Source organism: Arthrobacter sp. 05T420 (assembly GCF_056396305.1).
This window is the reverse complement of sequence record NZ_JBFTLG010000009.1, coordinates 41,375-56,985: the sequence shown is the minus strand read 5'-3', so window position 1 is coordinate 56,985 and position 15,611 is coordinate 41,375. Positions and strand designations below refer to the sequence as shown.

The window sequence follows — 15,611 nt, the reverse complement described above, 5'->3', positions numbered from 1 at the left end:
GCATGAATATGCAGAACACAGACATGCAGAACACAGCCAACAAGACTGTTGAACAACTGATTGCCCGTTCCAACCGCCTCGGCGCGGACAAGCGGAACACCAACTTCGCCGGCGGCAACACCTCCGCCAAGGGCACCGAAAAGGACCCCGTCACGGGCGAGGACGTCGAACTTCTGTGGGTCAAGGGATCCGGCGGGGACCTGGGCACGCTGAAGGCCGAGGGCCTTGCCGTGCTGCGGCTGGACCGGCTGCAGGCACTGAAAAACGTGTACCCCGGCGTCGAGCGTGAAGACGACATGGTGGCCGCGTTCGATTACTGCCTGCACGGCAAGGGCGGCGCCGCGCCGTCGATCGACACCGCCATGCACGGGCTGGTCGACGCCGCGCACGTGGACCACCTGCACCCGGACTCCGGCATCGCCATCGCCACGGCCGCCGACGGCGAGGCACTCACCAAGGAGATCTTCGGCGAGAAGGTGGCGTGGGTGCCGTGGCGTCGCCCCGGGTTCCAGCTGGGCCTGGACATCGCCGCGATCAAGGACGCGAACCCGCACGCGGTCGGCACCATCCTCGGCGGTCACGGCATCACCGCCTGGGGCGTCACCAGCGAGGACGCCAAAGCCAACTCGCTGTGGATCATCGAGCAGGCCGAGCAGTACATCAAGGACCACGGCAAGGCCGAACCGTTCGGGCCCAAGCTGCCCGGCTACGCCGCCCTCCCGGAAACCCAACGCCGCGCGAAGGCCGCCGCCCTGGCGCCCGTGATCCGCGGACTCGCCTCGACGGACAAGCCGCAGCTGGGTCACTTCAGCGACGCCCCCGCGGTCCTGGAGTTCCTCGAAGCTGCAGAGCACCCGCGGCTTGGGGCCCTGGGCACGTCCTGCCCGGACCACTTCCTGCGCACCAAGGTCAAGCCGCTGGTCCTGGACCTGCCCGCCGACGCCCCGGTGGAGGATTCCGTGGCCCGGCTCAAGGAACTCCACGCCGCCTACCGCGAGGACTACGAGGGGTATTACAGCCGCCACGCGACCCCGGACAGCCCCGCCCTGCGCGGCGCGGACCCGGCCATCGTCCTGGTGCCCGGGGTGGGCATGTTCTCCTTCGGGGCGAACAAGCAGACCGCACGGGTGGCGGGGGAGTTCTACCTCAACGCCATCAACGTCATGCGCGGCGCCGAGGCCGTCTCCACCTACGCCCCGATCGAGGAATCCGAAAAGTTCCGGATCGAATACTGGGCCCTGGAAGAGGCCAAGCTGGCCCGGATGCCCAAGCCGAAATCCCACGTTGGCCGGATCGCCCTGGTGACCGGGGCGGCGTCGGGCATCGGCAAGGCGATCGCCACCCGCTTCGCCGCCGACGGCGCGTGCGTGGTCATCGCGGACCTGAACCTCGAGAACGCTGAAAAGGTGGCCGCTGAACTCGGCGGCCCCGACGTCGCCATCGGTGTCCAGGCCGACGTCACCGACGAAGCCCAGATCGCCGCCGCCATCCAGGAAGCAGTCCTGGCCTTCGGCGGCCTGGACCTGGTGGTCAACAACGCCGGGCTCTCCATCTCCAAGCCGCTCCTGGAAACCACGGAAAAGGACTGGGACCTGCAGCACAACGTCATGGCCAAGGGCTCATTCCTGGTGGCCAAGGCGGCGGCGCAGGTGATGATCGGCCAGGAGATGGGCGGCGACATCATCTACATCTCCTCGAAGAACTCCGTGTTCGCCGGCCCGAACAACATCGCCTACTCCGCCACCAAGGCGGACCAGGCCCACCAGGTCCGGCTCCTCGCCGCGGAACTGGGCGAGTACGGAATCCGGGTCAACGGCATCAACCCCGACGGCGTGGTCCGCGGCTCCGGGATCTTCGCCGGCGGCTGGGGCGCCAAGCGCGCCGCCGTCTACGGCGTACAGGAAGAGGAACTGGGCAAGTACTACGCCCAGCGCACCCTGCTCAAGCGCGAAGTCCTTCCCGAAAACGTGGCCAACGCCGCCGCCGTGCTCACCGGCAGCGAGCTCTCCCACACCACCGGGCTGCACATCCCCGTGGACGCCGGCGTGGCCGCGGCCTTCCTGCGATGAGCACTCCTGCAGTAAGCACGGCGTCAACCACCGACGTCGACGGCGGCCTGTTCGCCGGCAGTCTTTTTGCCGCCGTCGACATTGGCGCCTCCTCCGGCCGCGTCATCCTGGGCCGGGTCGCGGGCAGTCCCGGTGGGACGAGGGCAGAACTGGAGACGGTGCACCGCTTCCCCAACGGCGTCAGAGAGTTCGACGGCGGCCTCCGCTGGGACTTCGACGCGCTGTTCGCCGAGGTCCTCACCGGGCTCACGGCCGCCGCCACGGCGGCCGCGGCCCGCGGCGAGGGCATCGCCAGCATCGGGATTGACACCTGGGCCGTCGATTACGGGCTGGTCAACGGCGCCGGCGAACTCGTCGCGGCGCCGTTCAGCTACCGCGATGACCGGTCCCGGGGCGCCGTCGCCCGGGTCCACCGGGAACTGGACCCGGCCCGTCTGTACGCCACTACGGGGCTGCAGTTCCTGCCGTTCAACACGATCTACCAGCTCGCCAGCGAGCCCGGCCTGGACGGGCTGCAGGCACTGCTCATCCCGGACCTCATCGGATTCCTGCTGACCGGCCGGCGCCGCACCGAGGCCACCAACGCCTCCACCACCGGACTCTTCGACGCCGTCGCGGGGGAGTGGGCCACGGAGTTCCTGGCCGCGCTGGGCCTGCCCGGGAACCTGTTCCCGCCGCTGATCCAGCCCGGCGAGATCCTCGGCCCCCTGCTGCCGGGGATCGCGGAACGGACCGGCCTGCCCGCCGCCACGAAGGTGGTGGCCGTGGGCTCGCACGACACCGCATCCGCCGTCGCCGCCGTGCCCGCGGACGCCGGAGGTGAAAAGGAGAAATTCGCCTACGTCTCCTCGGGCACCTGGTCCCTGGTCGGCGTCGAACTCTCCCATCCGGTTCTGACCGAAGCCAGCCGGGCCGCGAACTTCACCAACGAACGCGGCGTGGACGGCACCATCCGCTACTTGCGCAACGTCGGCGGCCTCTGGCTGCTGAGCGAATGCCAGCGCACCTGGGCTGCCGAGGGCTACCGGCCCGGGCTCGAGGAACTCCTCGCCGCGGCCGCAACTCTTCCTCCCGGCGGCCCGGTCATCAACGCCGACGACCCCTCCTTCATCGCCCCGGACAACATGCCCGAACGCATCCGGGCCGCTGCCCGCAACACCGGCACGGTCCTGCCGGAGCATCCCGCGCACATCGTGCGGTGCGTCCTGGACAGCCTCGCCGCCGGCTATGCCCGGACCATCGCCGACGCCGAACGGCTCGCGGACGTGCACGCCGGCGTCGTGCACATTGTTGGCGGCGGGTCCCAGAACCGGCTCCTGTGCCAGCTCACCGCCGACGCCACCGGAAAAACCGTCGTGGCCGGACCCGTGGAAGCCACCGCGCTGGGCAACGTCCTGGTCCAGGCCCGCGCCGCCGGCGTGCTCCGCGGCGGCCTGGCCGAGCTGCGCGCCGTGGTCCGCGCCTCCCAGCAGCCGGTGGACTATGTGCCCTCCCCTGTGGCCGCACACCAGAGCGCCGCCCGGTCCGTTTCCAGTGGAGGTGCCCTGTGAGGATCGCCCTGTTTGCCACATGCATCGTCGACGCCATGTACCCGGCCACGGCGCGCGCCACGGTGTCCATCCTCGAACGCCTCGGCCACGAGGTCATCTTCCCCGCCGGGCAGGCGTGCTGCGGGCAGATGCACGTCAACAGCGGCTACTTTACGGAGGCGCTGCCCGTCGTCGCCAACCATGTGAAGGCGTTCGAAGAAGATGAGTACGACGTCGCCGTCGCGCCGTCCGGTTCCTGCGTCGCCTCCGTGAAGCACCAGCACCCCATGGTCGCCCGCCGCTGCGGGGACGCCGGGCTGGAAGCCCGGGCGGCCGCCGTCGGGCACAAAACCTATGAGCTCTCCCAGCTCCTGGTCGATGTCCTGGGCGTCACGGACGCCGCGGCGCAGCTGGGCTCCTACTTCCCGCACCGGATCACCTACCACCCGAGCTGCCACGGGATGCGGCTGCTCCGGCTCGGCGACCGGCAGCTGGACCTCCTGCGCTCGGTGGCAGGCATTGAGGTGGCCGAGCTGCCTGAGGCCGAGCAGTGCTGCGGATTCGGCGGCACGTTCTCGATGAAGAACGCGGATGTGTCCTCGGCGATGCTCGCGGACAAGACCGCCAACATCTGCGGAACCGACGCGGAGCTGTGCGCAGGCGGCGACGCGTCCTGCCTCCTGCATATCGGCGGCGGTTTGTCCCGGCAGGGCAGCGGCGTCACCACGATGCACTTCGCCGAGATCCTGGCCAGCACGCTCGAGCATCCCGCCGCCGTCACCGGCGACGTCCGCCTCACCACCGGAAGGACCGCACGATGAGCGGCACATTCCTGGGGATGCCGTCCCTGCCCGTCTTCGGCATCGGCAACCTGCACGAGCACGAGCCCTTCCCGAAAGCTGCGCACCGCGAGCTGGGCAACACCCAGCTGCGGGCAAACCTCGGCCACGCCACCCGGACCATCCGGGACAAGCGGCTGGCCGTGGTGTCCGAGCTCCCCGACTGGGAGGAGCTGCGCAAGGCCGGCCGGGCGATCAAGGAATCGGTCATGGCCCGGCTGCCGGAGCTGCTGGAGCAGTTCGAGGCCAACTTCACCGCCCGCGGCGGAACCATCCACTGGGCGCGCGACGCCGGCGAAGCCAACCGGATTGTCGCCGCCCTCATCCGGGACCAGGGCGCCGACGAGGTGGTCAAGGTCAAGTCCATGGCCACCCAGGAAATCGGCCTCAACGAGTACCTCGAAGAGCAGGGGATCGCGGCGTTCGAAACCGACCTCGCCGAACTCATCGTCCAGCTGGACCACGACAAGCCCAGCCACATCCTGGTCCCGGCGATTCACAAAAACCGCAGCCAGGTCCGGGACATCTTCCTGCGCGAAATGGAGGGCGTGGATCCGGCGCTGACCGACGAGCCGGCCCGCCTCGCGGCGGCCGCCCGGGCCCACCTGCGCCGCAAGTTCCTCAGCGCCAAGGTGGCCGTGTCCGGCGCGAACTTCGCCCTCGCGGACTCAGGCACGCTCGCCGTCGTCGAATCCGAAGGCAACGGGCGCATGTGCCTGACGCTGCCGGAAACCCTCATCACGGTGATGGGGGTGGAGAAGCTGCTGCCGGCGTGGGAAGACCTCGAGGTCTTCATGCAGCTGCTCCCGCGCTCCTCCACCGGGGAGCGGATGAACCCATACACCTCGCTCTGGACCGGCGTCACACCCGACGACGGGCCGCAGAACGTCCACCTGGTCCTGCTGGACAACGGGCGCAGCGCCGCCCTGGCCGACGAAATGGGCCGCTCCGCACTGCACTGCATCCGCTGCAGCGCCTGCATGAACGTCTGCCCCGTCTATGAGCGCACCGGCGGGCACGCCTACGGATCCACCTACCCGGGACCGATCGGCGCCATCCTGTCCCCGCTGCTGACCGGAATCACGGCGGAGGAGAACAACTCCCTGCCGTACGCGTCATCCCTGTGCGGCGCCTGCTACGACGCCTGCCCGGTGAAGATCAACATCCCGGACATCCTGGTGCACCTGCGCGGCGAGGACGTGGACAGCAAACGGGGCAAGAACAAGTTGCCGAGCCAGATGGACCTCGGCATGAAGGCGGCCTCCTGGGCGCTGTCCTCCGGCAAGAACCTCGGACTGGTCGAGAAGGCGCTGCCCCTGGGCCGGCTCGCCGCCGGACCGGACCGGAAAATCACCAAACTGCCCGGCATCGCCGCCGGCTGGACCCAGAGCCGGGACATCCCGGCACCGCCGTCGCAGTCCTTCCGGCAATGGTGGGACAAGGAACACCAGGCGCCGGCTGCCCCGGCGGCCGCAAACGAGACCGGCGACGCCGGTTTTGGCGACGCCGGCACAGGACCCGCAGGCACAGAGGAGAACCCGTGAACGCACGCGCAGAAATACTCGACCGGATCCGCTCTGCACTCCGGGATGCTCCGGCGGTACCGGAGGTTCCCCGCGACTACCGGCGCACCTCCACCCTGGGCGAGGAGGAGCTCATCGAGCTGTTGACGGACCGGCTCCTGGACTACAAGGCGAACGTCTTCGTCGAGGAATCGGCCGCCGTTCCGCAGCGGCTCGCCACGCTGCTCGAGAGCACCGGCCGCTACGCCGTCCCGCACGGCCTCGACAAGGCGCTGTTCGCGGGGGCAGACGCCCACGACGCCGGTTCCAGCCGCCGCGTCACCGACGCCCCCGGGCACCGGCTCAGTGTCGAGGAACTGGACGGGGTGGACGCCGTCGTCACCGGCAGCGCCGTCGCAGTCGCCGAAACCGGCACCATCGTCCTCGACGCCGGCCCGGACCAGGGCCGCCGGGTCATCAGCCTCGTCCCGGACCGGCACATCTGCATCGTCCGGGCGGGGGACATCACGGCCATCTTGCCCGAGGCGCTCCGCCGGCTCGACGCCACCCGCGCCCAGACCTGGATCAGCGGCCCCAGCGCCACCAGCGACATCGAGCTCGAACGCGTCGAAGGCGTCCACGGCCCCCGGACCCTGGATGTGGTGATCGTCCGCGGGTAGGCCAGAGGACGGGCCCTGCTTCCCTTGGAGAGAAGGGGAAGCAGGGCCTTCTTGCTTGGCAGTGACCGGTTCGGGGAAAAGGGCCGCTAGCCCCGATCACTCAGTGGATACACATGGTCTTCTCAGCGGCGAGTTGAACCATGGAACCATGCACTTAGTCGATCCCAAAGCCTACGCATATCGCCTGATACACCCGGGCGCTTGGTTCCGCACGGCGATCTGCCGGCACTTGGTCGCTCAAAGCCAGCAGCCCAAGCACTCCCGACTCGACTGTCTCGAAGCCGGCCTCACGGGAACACTGAGCACGGCGTATTCACGACGCAGAGCCAAGGAACTGGAACAGGCCTTCCGTAACGGTGAAGTGTCCTACGAGGACGCGTGCCTGGAGATGGAGCAACTCGACGGGGAGCCTTGATCGGCCCGGTGCTGATGCCGGCTGCGGGCAGTTCAGGGCGAATTCAGGCCCTCCGTTCGCCCTGAACTGCCCGATAGCCGCGGAACTGCGCATACGTGGATGTCTGGATGTGGGGCCCTGGACGCTTCGGGGTCATAAACCTGGCGCTCCTTTGTCTTCTCTATCTTTGATGCTTTTGGGTTCCCGTGTTCATGGACGGTTCACACTTTCTGGGGAGGATCGCTGCCTCCTCTCCCTTCAGCCCGCCGAATCGCCCGTCCACGTGACGCCCTCGCTGCGACAGTCGAGACCGTCGAGTTGGTTCGTCTTGAAGCCGAGCATGGGCTGTACTCTTGCGGAGTCAATCGCGCTATTTGGGGGAAAAGTGGAGTTCAAACGTTCAGCCGGGATCTTCGTGGTCGGGATTTCTTTGTTCCTTGGGGGCCCGCTTCTGAGCTATGCCGGGATCTTCATGGCCTTGTCTGCTTCGAGGAACGACAGAGGCTTGATTGCTGTGTTTGTTAGTCTGTCGATTTTCGGGGCGCTGCTCGGCCTGCTGGGGTTCTTCATGCTGCTCGTGGCCACGCACCGCGCCCTAACCAAGATCGATGCGCTGCCCGTGCGCATACCGTCAGCACAGCGGCAGAGCTGGCCTGCGGACCGAGTCTGACAGCCAACTCACCGACCAGGTGCCCCTGCCTCGGCCTAGCTCTCCTTCTGTGGTGTTCTCAGCCTCAGCGATGCCCAGCCGGCGACGTGCGCTCTGGTGCTCGTCTTCGGCCTTCTGCGCCTTCGCGGAGATGGAGATGACGTCAGCGGGGTGGTTGCAATAGCCAAAACGGCTCCTTCTGGTGTTTTTGGGTGCAAAAAGCCCGCCATGAGCGGGCTGCAATTGGCTAAGTTGAAGGTGTGGAAAGCACGGGCAAGTGGGACGGCAACGGCGCCACGGTCAGTGGTTTGACCTTCGAGCCTTACGTAGCCGACTTCCGCAAACGTCTACCAGGTTCGAGCGCGAAGGGTCTTTCTTAGAGTCAGCGGTTGTTCTACCGTTGCGGCTATGAGGCTGCACGTGACCTACCAAGGTGGAGACAACGATAGTAAGTCTGAGCTTCGCGAATTATCGGAGTTCCCGATAGAACTTCCTGGGGGCAGGTACGACTTGATCTTCAGACACGCGAGCCAAGAACCCGAGCCGACCCGAGCCATAGCTGCGTGGGTAGAGGAAGCGCTGCCGACACGTCAGTAGCCCATCAATCGACGAATGGCGATGGCTTCAAGGGGACGCGTCGGAGGCGTAGGAGCTAATTTCGTTCCGCTTGGGGACTCCGAACGTTGCTTCCTTAACGATCTGGCCTTGAAGGGCGGCAGCGCTCATAGGTGCCGTGTCCTGCGAGGTCGCCTGCCTGGAGATGGAGCAACTTGACGGGGAGCCGTGATCGGCCCGCGCTGCTCATGCAGGCTGCGGGCAGTTCAGGGCAGATTCAGGCCCTCGATTCTCCCTGAACTGACCCATAGCCCCGGAGCGGCGACGTTACGCGGTCTTCGCCGCTTCGGGAGCTGCCGCTGTCGTAGGCGAGGGGGCCGTGATCATGGCTGCCGGGGCCGTAGCAGCCCCCGTCGCCGGGCTTTCGCCGCCGGCTGGTGCGTAGGTGAACGTGAAACTTCCTTCGGAGCTGGGCGTTGCCGCCAGGCTGCTGCCGGTTCCCGACCCTTCAACCGGTGGTGGAGGCATAGCGGCCGGCCTCCCCGGCGCGGGCGACATCTGCAGCATGACTACGCCGTGGCCGTGATGCGCTCCCCGCCAGGGAACTTTTCCGGCCGGCTCAGCCGGGGCTTCGGGATGGGCGTTTAGCAGCAACCGCTAGACTGGGCTGCACCATGGATGACCCTCCTTCACATATGCCCTCGCCCCTCCACCTTCTGACCGGATTGCCGGCCATCACGGGAGAGGGGCGCCCGAATGTATGAATGGATCATGATCGGCATCGGTCTCGTCCTCACCGTCGGCACCGGTTTGTTTGTTGCCTCCGAGTTCGCGCTCGTCAATCTGGACCGGAATGATCTGGAAGCACGGCAGGCCAAGGGCGAAAAGCGCCTCACGCCGACCATCAAGGCGCTGAAGATCACCTCGACGCATCTTTCCAGTGCCCAGCTCGGCATCACCCTAACGACCCTGTTGACCGGCTACACCTTCGAACCGGCCATCAGTTCGCTGCTGCGCTCACCGTTGCTCGCAGCGGGACTGCCTGAGACCGTGGTGCCCGGTGTCGGCGCTGTCGCGGGCATTTTCATCGCCACCGTGTTCTCGATGGTGATCGGTGAGCTGGTGCCGAAGAACTTCGCCCTGGCGCTTCCCCTGGCTACAGCGAAACTCGTCATCCCCTTCCAGGCAGCCTTCACAGCGGTGTTCAAACCCGTGATCCTGCTGTTTAACAACACCGCGAACAAGATCATCCGGTCATTCGGGATCGAGCCCAAGGAAGAGCTCTCCGGTGCCCGTAGCGCCGAGGAGCTCAGTTCGCTGGTCCGCCGTTCCGCCCTGGAAGGGGTGCTGGACCTGGACCACGCCGCCCTGCTGCACCGCACGCTGCGCTTCTCGGACCACAGCGCCGCCGATGTCATGACCCCCCGGGTCCGGATGACCACGGTCCATGCCGATGCCACGGCGGAGGACATCGTCCGGCTGGCGACGTCGACCGGTTACTCCCGGTTCCCCGTCATCGGACGGGACCCGGACGATGTTCTGGGGGTAGTTCACGTCAAGCAGGCGTTCGCCGTTTCCCTGGAAGAGAGAGCGGGCGTGACGGCGGACGGTCTCATGATCGAACCGCTGCGGGTACCTGAATCCATGGGCGTGGACACGCTGCTGGGGCTGTTGCGCAAGCAGGGGCTGCAGGTAGCCATCGTCACCGACGAGCACGGCGGAACCGCCGGGATCGTCACCCTTGAAGACCTGGTCGAAGAAATTGTTGGCGAGCTCGAGGATGAACACGACCGCGCCCGCGCCGGCGTGGTCCGGACCGGCCGCGCGATCACGTTTGATGCCTCGCTTCGCCCGGATGAACTTCTGGACCGCACGGGAATTGTTGTCCCGGACGGGGAAGAGTACGACACGATGGCCGGGTTCGTCACAGACCGGCTCGACCGCCTCCCGGAACTTGGCGATGAAGTTCCCATTCTCGGCGGGGACCTGCGGGTCGAGCGGATGGCCGGCAACCACGTCGAGCGGCTCCGCTTCACCCCGGATGCCACCGGGGAAGAGCCGAAGAGCGCCCACGACCGCATCGTTGACAACCTGACACAGGAGCTGACCCATGGGTGACTACCTCCCCGGCATCATCTGGCTGGTGGTGCTCCTGGCCGTCAACGCGTTCTTCGTCGGCGCCGAGTTCGCCGTGATCTCGGCCCGCCGTTCCCAGATCGAACCAAAGGCGGAGGCCGGCAGCAAGGCCGCGAAGACGACTCTCTGGGCGATGGAACACGCCACCCTCATGCTGGCCACCAGCCAGCTCGGCATTACCGTGTGTTCCCTGGTGATCCTGAATGTCTCCGAGCCGGCGATCCACCACCTGCTCGAGATTCCGCTGGGCCTGACCTCGCTGTCCGGCGAAGCGATTGGCATCATCGCCTTCGTCACCGCTCTCCTGCTGGTGACCTTCCTGCACGTCGTCCTGGGAGAGATGGTGCCGAAGAACATCTCCTTCTCGGTTCCCACCCGTGCCGCCCTCGTCCTGGCCCCGCCGCTGGTGACGGTCGCCCGGATCTTCAAGCCCGTCATCTGGACACTGAACGGCCTGGCGAACGCCACGCTGCGCCTGTTCAAAGTCGAGCCCAAGGACGAAGCCACCAGCGCCTACACCCTGGACGAGGTCGCCACCATCGTGGAGCAGTCCACCCGGGATGGCATGCTTACCGACAGGAGCGGGACCCTGACGGCGGCGTTCGAATTCACGGCGAAGACGGTGGCCGATGTCGAGGTCCCCATTGCCCGGATGGTCCTGTTGCCGGAATCGGCGGCCCCGGCGGATATCCAGCGGGCCGTGGCCGAGCACGGATACTCCCGCTACATCCTGACCAACGAGGACGCCGAACCAACCGGATACCTTCATCTGAAGGACGTCATGGACCTCACCACCGTCGAGAAGTTCCACCTGCCGGTGCCGGCCAAGCGGATCCGCCGGCTCGCCTCCGCGTTTCTCGGCAACGATTTGGAGGACGCCCTGGCCACCATGCGCCGCACCGGCGCGCACGTCGCCCGGGTCTTCAACGTCGACGGCAACACCACCGGTGTGCTGTTCCTCGAGGACATCATCGAAGAACTCGTCGGCGAAGTGCAGGACGCCACCAGCGTGTAGTACCCCTGGGGCGCCCGACCCGTTCCCACCGGCTGCCCAGTTTTTCCAAGGGCCATTCCGGAAGGATACAACGAAGCTGGACGTGCCCGGCCCCCAGGTCCGGGCACATCCCAGTCCAGTACCGGGCGCATGGCCTTTTCGGAGATGCCGTCAGGGAACAAGCGACAATGCAAGGGGGCGCTATGAATCGATCCGGGCCAACCCTGATCGGCGTCCTGCTGGTCTCGGGCACGCTCTTGGTCTCCTGCAGCCAGCCCGTGGCCGCGCCCCCACTGGTAGACCCGACAACTTCCCCGGAGCGGGCCGTGTCCACGGAGACGGCGACGCCCGCTCCGGAGTCCCCACCGTCCGTTGCCGACGTGGACCCCGGCGTGACGCAGCGGGTGAAAAATATCTGCCTGAAAGAGCTTCAGAACCAGGCCTCCGGTGCAACACCGGCACCCGGACAGCGGCGCCCGGTAAAAGTCACCCTGGTCAAAATCGCATTTTCCAGCGGGCTCAAACAGATCACGCTCGCGGATGGTGCAAGCGGTTACGAGCTCGGCATCGACTACACCTACAAGGTGGGACACAACGACTCGACGACCGGCCGGAAATACTGCAGGACGGACGCGGACGTCTCAACTGTAGACTGGCAATGGACCCCAAGGCCCTGAATTTCCGAGACCACGCAACCGGCGTATCCAAACCTGATCTTCCCAGTCCCCGGCCGCGGCAGCAGCGGATGAGCGCACGCCCGCAGCGAACCTTCAGGGCAGTGTGGCGGCGGGAGTGCGACGACGAAGGGTGCGGCTCCACAGGAGCCGCACCCTTCGCCACTTGTAGATCTCCGGTGTGTGTCCGGGGGCAGTTTTTCTTGAACGCGTCTTTGATTTTCTCGCCTGCCTGCTCCCGGCACATAGGAAAGCCCCTCGGGGAGGGGCTTTCGCGGATGAAACAGTGGGTTGGTGGTGTTGGTCAGCGGTGATGTGCGCCCCCTTCCCGGACGTCGTGTCCGTTTGCCCTGCATTTGATACCGCAAGACTGTAATAAATGATCCGCTGATCGTCCAGCCGCCACACCCTGGGGTCGCCTTCTGTGGGATGCGGCGTGGGGCGCCCTCATCATAGGCGCCGACCGCGCCCCCATGGAGGGCCAGGCACTGGCGGAGTTCTTCCCGCTCGACGTCACCTCCGAACAGCAATGCGCGGCAGTCGTCCAAGGCATCACAGGCCGGACATGAAGGATGACGTCGGGGCGGGAGCGCAAAGTTGTTGGCTCTCCGGAGGCGCCATAGTTAAGTTGTGCCAATCTTTTGCCAATGAGCCCCCATGGGCAAAGCAAAGGCCCCTGCTTCCCTTGTAAATAAAGGGAAGCAGGGGCCTCGCTATCTCGCGGTGACGGTGGGATTTGAACCCACGTTGGCTTTTACACCAAACAACATTTCGAGTGTTGCACCTTCGGCCGCTCGGACACGTCACCAACCTGACTAGGGTACCGGAGCAAGGCGCTCATCCACAAAACGAGCCACAACGGCTTCCGCATAGCACCGCGAACGCGCGCGGCACGCTTCCCCAGGAACAGAGTGGGCACTAGATTCGTAAGCACAATGACTATTTCTGAACGGCACGCCACCGCCTATTGGACCGTCGGCCCGCAACAGGGCGAGCTCCGCAGCGAGGACCTGCCCGCCCCCGGTCCCGGGGAGGCGCTGGTCCGCACCCTGTATTCGGGCATCAGCAAGGGCACCGAGCTGGTGGTCCATCACGCCAGCGTTCCGGCGTGCGTCGCCGATGCCATGGCCGCGCCCAACCAGGAGGGGGACTTCCCCTACCCGGTGAAGTTCGGCTACCTCACCGTGGGCGTGGTCGAGGCCGGCCCGGACGGCTGGGCGGGCAAGACCGTTTTCTGCCTCTACCCGCACCAGGACCACTTCGTCGTCCCGGTCGGATCACTTACCGTGATTCCCGACGACGTTCCCGCCCGCCGCGCGGTGCTCACCGGCACGGTGGAAACCGCTGTCAACGGCATCTGGGAGGCCGGACCCCGGCTGGGCGACAGGGTTGCCGTGATCGGGGCCGGACTCGTCGGCGGCATGGTGGCCAAGCTCCTGGCCGGTTTTCCGCTCGCGCGGCTCCAGCTGATCGACGTCGACCCCGCCAAGCGCGCGTTCGCGGACGCCCTCGGCGTCGACTTCAGCCACCCGGACGACGCGCTCCCGGACTGCGACATCGTGATCCACTGCTCGGCCTCGCAGGAAGGCCTGCAGCGGAGCCTGCAGTTGGTGGGCGATGACGGCGACATCATCGAAATGTCCTGGTACGCCGACCGGGCGATCTCGCTGCCACTGGGGGAGGACTTCCATGCCCGCCGTCTGTCCATCCGGGCCAGCCAGGTGGGGATGGTGGCCCGCGCCCGCCGGCACCGCCGCACCAACGCCGACCGCCTCGCGCTGGCCGTGTCGCTGCTGCGGGACCCGGTCTTCGACGTGTTCCTGACCGGATCCTCAACGTTCCAGGAGCTCCCCGGCGCAGTCCAGCGGCTCGCGGACGGGACCCTGGACGCCCTGTGCCACGTCATTGAATACCCGTCCACCGGAACCCCAGCCCCTGAGGCCCCATCCATCCAAGTCTCATCCGCCCAAGCCCAGCCCACCGAAGCCACGAGGTAGCCCGTGTTCAGTCTTACCGTCCGCCGAAACTTCATGATCGCCCACAGCCTTCCGCGCGAAGCCTTCGGCCCGGCCCAGGGCCTGCACGGGGCCACGTTCGTCACGGAGGTGACCTTCCGCCGTCGTGAGCTCAACGACGACGCGATCGTGCTGGACATCGGCGCGGCGGGGGACGTGCTGGACGAGGTCCTCGAGGGGCTGAACTACAAGAACCTCGACGAGCACCCCGACTTCGCCGGAAAGCTGAGCACCACCGAGGCCCTGGCACAGTACATCGCCAACGCCGTCGCCGCCCAGATCCGCGTCGGCAACGACGGCCGCGACCTTGCCGGGCTGGACGTCACCCTGCGCGAGACTCCCGATGCCTGGGCAAGCTTCTCGCTGGACTTCGACGCCCGCTAAGCACCGCAGATGCCCCCGGCCAGCGTTCGCCTCCGGTTCGTGGTGCCCGGCAACGTCCGGCACAACTCCGGCGGCAACGTCTACAACGCGGCGCTCGCACGGGGACTGGGGGCCCTCGGCGCCGCGGTGAAAACCTGCCCGCTCGACGGCGACTGGCCAGGGGGCAGCGCGGGGGACCGGCGGCGCCTGGCCAGGCTGCTGCGCTCGGCGCCCTCCGTATCCTTGGTGGACAGCCTCCTCGCCTGCGGCGCGCCCGACGAACTGGAGGCGGCCGCCGCGGCGGGGCAAGAGGTCTGGATCCTGGTGCACATGCCACTCCCGGACCATGCGGAGCATGAACGCAGGGCCCTGCAGGCCGCGGCCGGTGTCATTTGCACGAGTGGATCGGCCGCGGCGGGCATCCGCGCCCGGCACGGCCTGGCCGGCATCAGGGTTGCCCTGCCCGGTACTGCGCCCGCCCAGCTGGCGGCGGGAAGCCTGTCCGCCGGCGTACCGCACTTGGTCGCCGTGGCGGCGCTGCTGCCGAACAAGGACCAGTCGCTCCTGCTGGACGCGCTCGCCCGGCTCACGGACTTGCCCTGGACAGGGTCCCTGATCGGCTCGGACACCACCGACCCCGGTTATGCCGCGCAGCTCCGGGACTCCGTGGAACGGTTGGGCCTGGCCGGGCGGGTCAGCATCCCGGGCGAACTCCGTGGCCCGGCGCTGGAGGCCGAATGGGACGCGGCCGATCTCAGCCTGCTGATTTCCCGGGCCGAAACCTACGGACTGGTAGTCACCGAATCGCTTGCCCGCGGTATTCCCGTGGTGGTGCGCGAGGGCACCGGAGCCGTCGAGGCGCTCGCCGCCGGCAGCCTGTCCGGCTTGGCGGCGGCGGGCAGCCGGCCTGGCACGCCGGTGCCTGACACGCCGCTGCCGGGCGCCGCCGTCGGACTTGGAACGGACCCCGCCCCGTTGGCGGATCTGCTCCGCCGCTGGCTGGGCGACGCCGGCCTCAGGAAACGCTGGCGGGACGCGGCAGCGGACGCCCGGGACCGGTTGCCCGGCTGGGACGCCACCGCCCGTACAGTTCTGGAGCTCCTCTCACCGGAATCGAACGAATCAACGGAACCTCCCGAAACCGGCGAATCCGGGAAGCCAGCGGCGCAGGTTGATACGGTTTCTTGATACCGCTGACAGAGAAGCTGTTGG

General features: G+C 67.2%; 13 protein-coding genes and 1 tRNA gene. 13 read left to right on the top strand and 1 reads right to left on the bottom strand.

All coding sequences use genetic code 11. The annotated features are described in order from the left end of the window. Positions 1–2: 2 nt before the first annotated feature. The 10 genes from AC1DEM_RS10415 to AC1DEM_RS10370 all read left to right on the top strand — a co-directional run bounded on the left by AC1DEM_RS10415 (position 3) and on the right by AC1DEM_RS10370 (position 12,024). A complete protein-coding gene (locus AC1DEM_RS10415) occupies positions 3–2,069 on the top strand; it encodes a bifunctional aldolase/short-chain dehydrogenase (protein ID WP_476884292.1) in 2,067 nt (688 codons plus the stop codon). Beyond that, entirely contained in the window at positions 2,066–3,619 is a 1,554-nt protein-coding gene (locus AC1DEM_RS10410) for a rhamnulokinase (protein ID WP_476884291.1), read from the top strand. Before AC1DEM_RS10415 ends, AC1DEM_RS10410 begins: the two co-directional genes overlap by 4 nt. Further along, the gene (locus AC1DEM_RS10405; RefSeq protein WP_476884290.1) at positions 3,616–4,419 is read left to right on the top strand and encodes a (Fe-S)-binding protein; all 804 of its coding nucleotides are present in this window, start codon (positions 3,616–3,618) and stop codon (positions 4,417–4,419) included. Before AC1DEM_RS10410 ends, AC1DEM_RS10405 begins: the two co-directional genes overlap by 4 nt. Further along, the gene (locus tag AC1DEM_RS10400) at positions 4,416–5,981 is read left to right on the top strand and encodes a LutB/LldF family L-lactate oxidation iron-sulfur protein (protein WP_476884289.1); all 1,566 of its coding nucleotides are present in this window, start codon (positions 4,416–4,418) and stop codon (positions 5,979–5,981) included. The genes AC1DEM_RS10405 and AC1DEM_RS10400 overlap by 4 nt, the downstream gene beginning before the upstream one ends. Further along, positions 5,978–6,619 carry a LutC/YkgG family protein gene (locus AC1DEM_RS10395; RefSeq protein WP_476884288.1) on the top strand — a complete coding sequence of 214 codons (642 nt, stop codon included), beginning with the start codon at positions 5,978–5,980 and terminating at the stop codon, positions 6,617–6,619. Before AC1DEM_RS10400 ends, AC1DEM_RS10395 begins: the two co-directional genes overlap by 4 nt. 148 nt (positions 6,620–6,767) lie before the next feature. Further along, positions 6,768–7,034 carry a hypothetical protein gene (locus AC1DEM_RS10390; protein ID WP_476884287.1) on the top strand — a complete coding sequence of 89 codons (267 nt, stop codon included), beginning with the start codon at positions 6,768–6,770 and terminating at the stop codon, positions 7,032–7,034. A gap of 364 nt (positions 7,035–7,398) precedes the next feature. After that, positions 7,399–7,683 carry a hypothetical protein gene (locus tag AC1DEM_RS10385; protein ID WP_476884286.1) on the top strand — a complete coding sequence of 95 codons (285 nt, stop codon included), beginning with the start codon at positions 7,399–7,401 and terminating at the stop codon, positions 7,681–7,683. Between the two features lie 1,290 nt (positions 7,684–8,973). Further along, positions 8,974–10,335, top strand: coding sequence for a hemolysin family protein (locus AC1DEM_RS10380; protein WP_476884285.1), 1,362 nt, complete (start codon positions 8,974–8,976; stop codon positions 10,333–10,335). Next, positions 10,328–11,368, top strand: coding sequence for a hemolysin family protein (locus tag AC1DEM_RS10375; RefSeq protein WP_476884284.1), 1,041 nt, complete (start codon positions 10,328–10,330; stop codon positions 11,366–11,368). Before AC1DEM_RS10380 ends, AC1DEM_RS10375 begins: the two co-directional genes overlap by 8 nt. A 182-nt stretch (positions 11,369–11,550) precedes the next feature. Next, the gene (locus tag AC1DEM_RS10370) at positions 11,551–12,024 is read left to right on the top strand and encodes a hypothetical protein (protein ID WP_476884283.1); all 474 of its coding nucleotides are present in this window, start codon (positions 11,551–11,553) and stop codon (positions 12,022–12,024) included. Between the two features lie 718 nt (positions 12,025–12,742). Here the strand turns inward: AC1DEM_RS10370 and AC1DEM_RS10365 are convergent. Next, positions 12,743–12,829, bottom strand: a tRNA-Ser gene (locus tag AC1DEM_RS10365). Positions 12,830–12,956: 127 nt separating this feature from the next. Here AC1DEM_RS10365 and AC1DEM_RS10360 point away from each other — a divergent pair. Genes AC1DEM_RS10360 through AC1DEM_RS10350 form a run of 3 tightly spaced genes read left to right on the top strand, consistent with a single transcriptional unit; the run spans position 12,957 to position 15,587 of the window. Beyond that, positions 12,957–14,018 carry a zinc-dependent alcohol dehydrogenase gene (locus AC1DEM_RS10360; RefSeq protein ID WP_476884282.1) on the top strand — a complete coding sequence of 354 codons (1,062 nt, stop codon included), beginning with the start codon at positions 12,957–12,959 and terminating at the stop codon, positions 14,016–14,018. A 3-nt stretch (positions 14,019–14,021) separates the two neighbouring features. Beyond that, positions 14,022–14,420, top strand: a complete 399-nt coding sequence (locus tag AC1DEM_RS10355) for a 6-pyruvoyl trahydropterin synthase family protein (protein WP_476884281.1) — start codon at positions 14,022–14,024, stop codon at positions 14,418–14,420. Between the two features lie 9 nt (positions 14,421–14,429). Then, positions 14,430–15,587: a glycosyltransferase family 4 protein gene (locus AC1DEM_RS10350; RefSeq protein WP_476884280.1), complete on the top strand. Its 1,158-nt coding sequence runs from the start codon at positions 14,430–14,432 to the stop codon at positions 15,585–15,587. The last annotated feature ends 24 nt before the right edge of the window (positions 15,588–15,611 follow it).

What these genes read in the sequence shown, in the direction of transcription:
- AC1DEM_RS10415 (WP_476884292.1), top strand. Translation starts at nt 3, where the DNA reads ATGAATATGCAGAACACAGACATGCAGAACACAGCCAACAAGACTGTT.
- AC1DEM_RS10410 (WP_476884291.1), top strand. Translation starts at nt 2,066, where the DNA reads ATGAGCACTCCTGCAGTAAGCACGGCGTCAACCACCGACGTCGACGGC.
- AC1DEM_RS10400 (WP_476884289.1), top strand. Translation starts at nt 4,416, where the DNA reads ATGAGCGGCACATTCCTGGGGATGCCGTCCCTGCCCGTCTTCGGCATC.
- AC1DEM_RS10390 (WP_476884287.1), top strand. Translation starts at nt 6,768, where the DNA reads ATGCACTTAGTCGATCCCAAAGCCTACGCATATCGCCTGATACACCCG.
- AC1DEM_RS10380 (WP_476884285.1), top strand. Translation starts at nt 8,974, where the DNA reads ATGTATGAATGGATCATGATCGGCATCGGTCTCGTCCTCACCGTCGGC.
- AC1DEM_RS10375 (WP_476884284.1), top strand. Translation starts at nt 10,328, where the DNA reads ATGGGTGACTACCTCCCCGGCATCATCTGGCTGGTGGTGCTCCTGGCC.
- AC1DEM_RS10370 (WP_476884283.1), top strand. Translation starts at nt 11,551, where the DNA reads ATGAATCGATCCGGGCCAACCCTGATCGGCGTCCTGCTGGTCTCGGGC.
- AC1DEM_RS10360 (WP_476884282.1), top strand. Translation starts at nt 12,957, where the DNA reads ATGACTATTTCTGAACGGCACGCCACCGCCTATTGGACCGTCGGCCCG.
- AC1DEM_RS10350 (WP_476884280.1), top strand. Translation starts at nt 14,430, where the DNA reads ATGCCCCCGGCCAGCGTTCGCCTCCGGTTCGTGGTGCCCGGCAACGTC.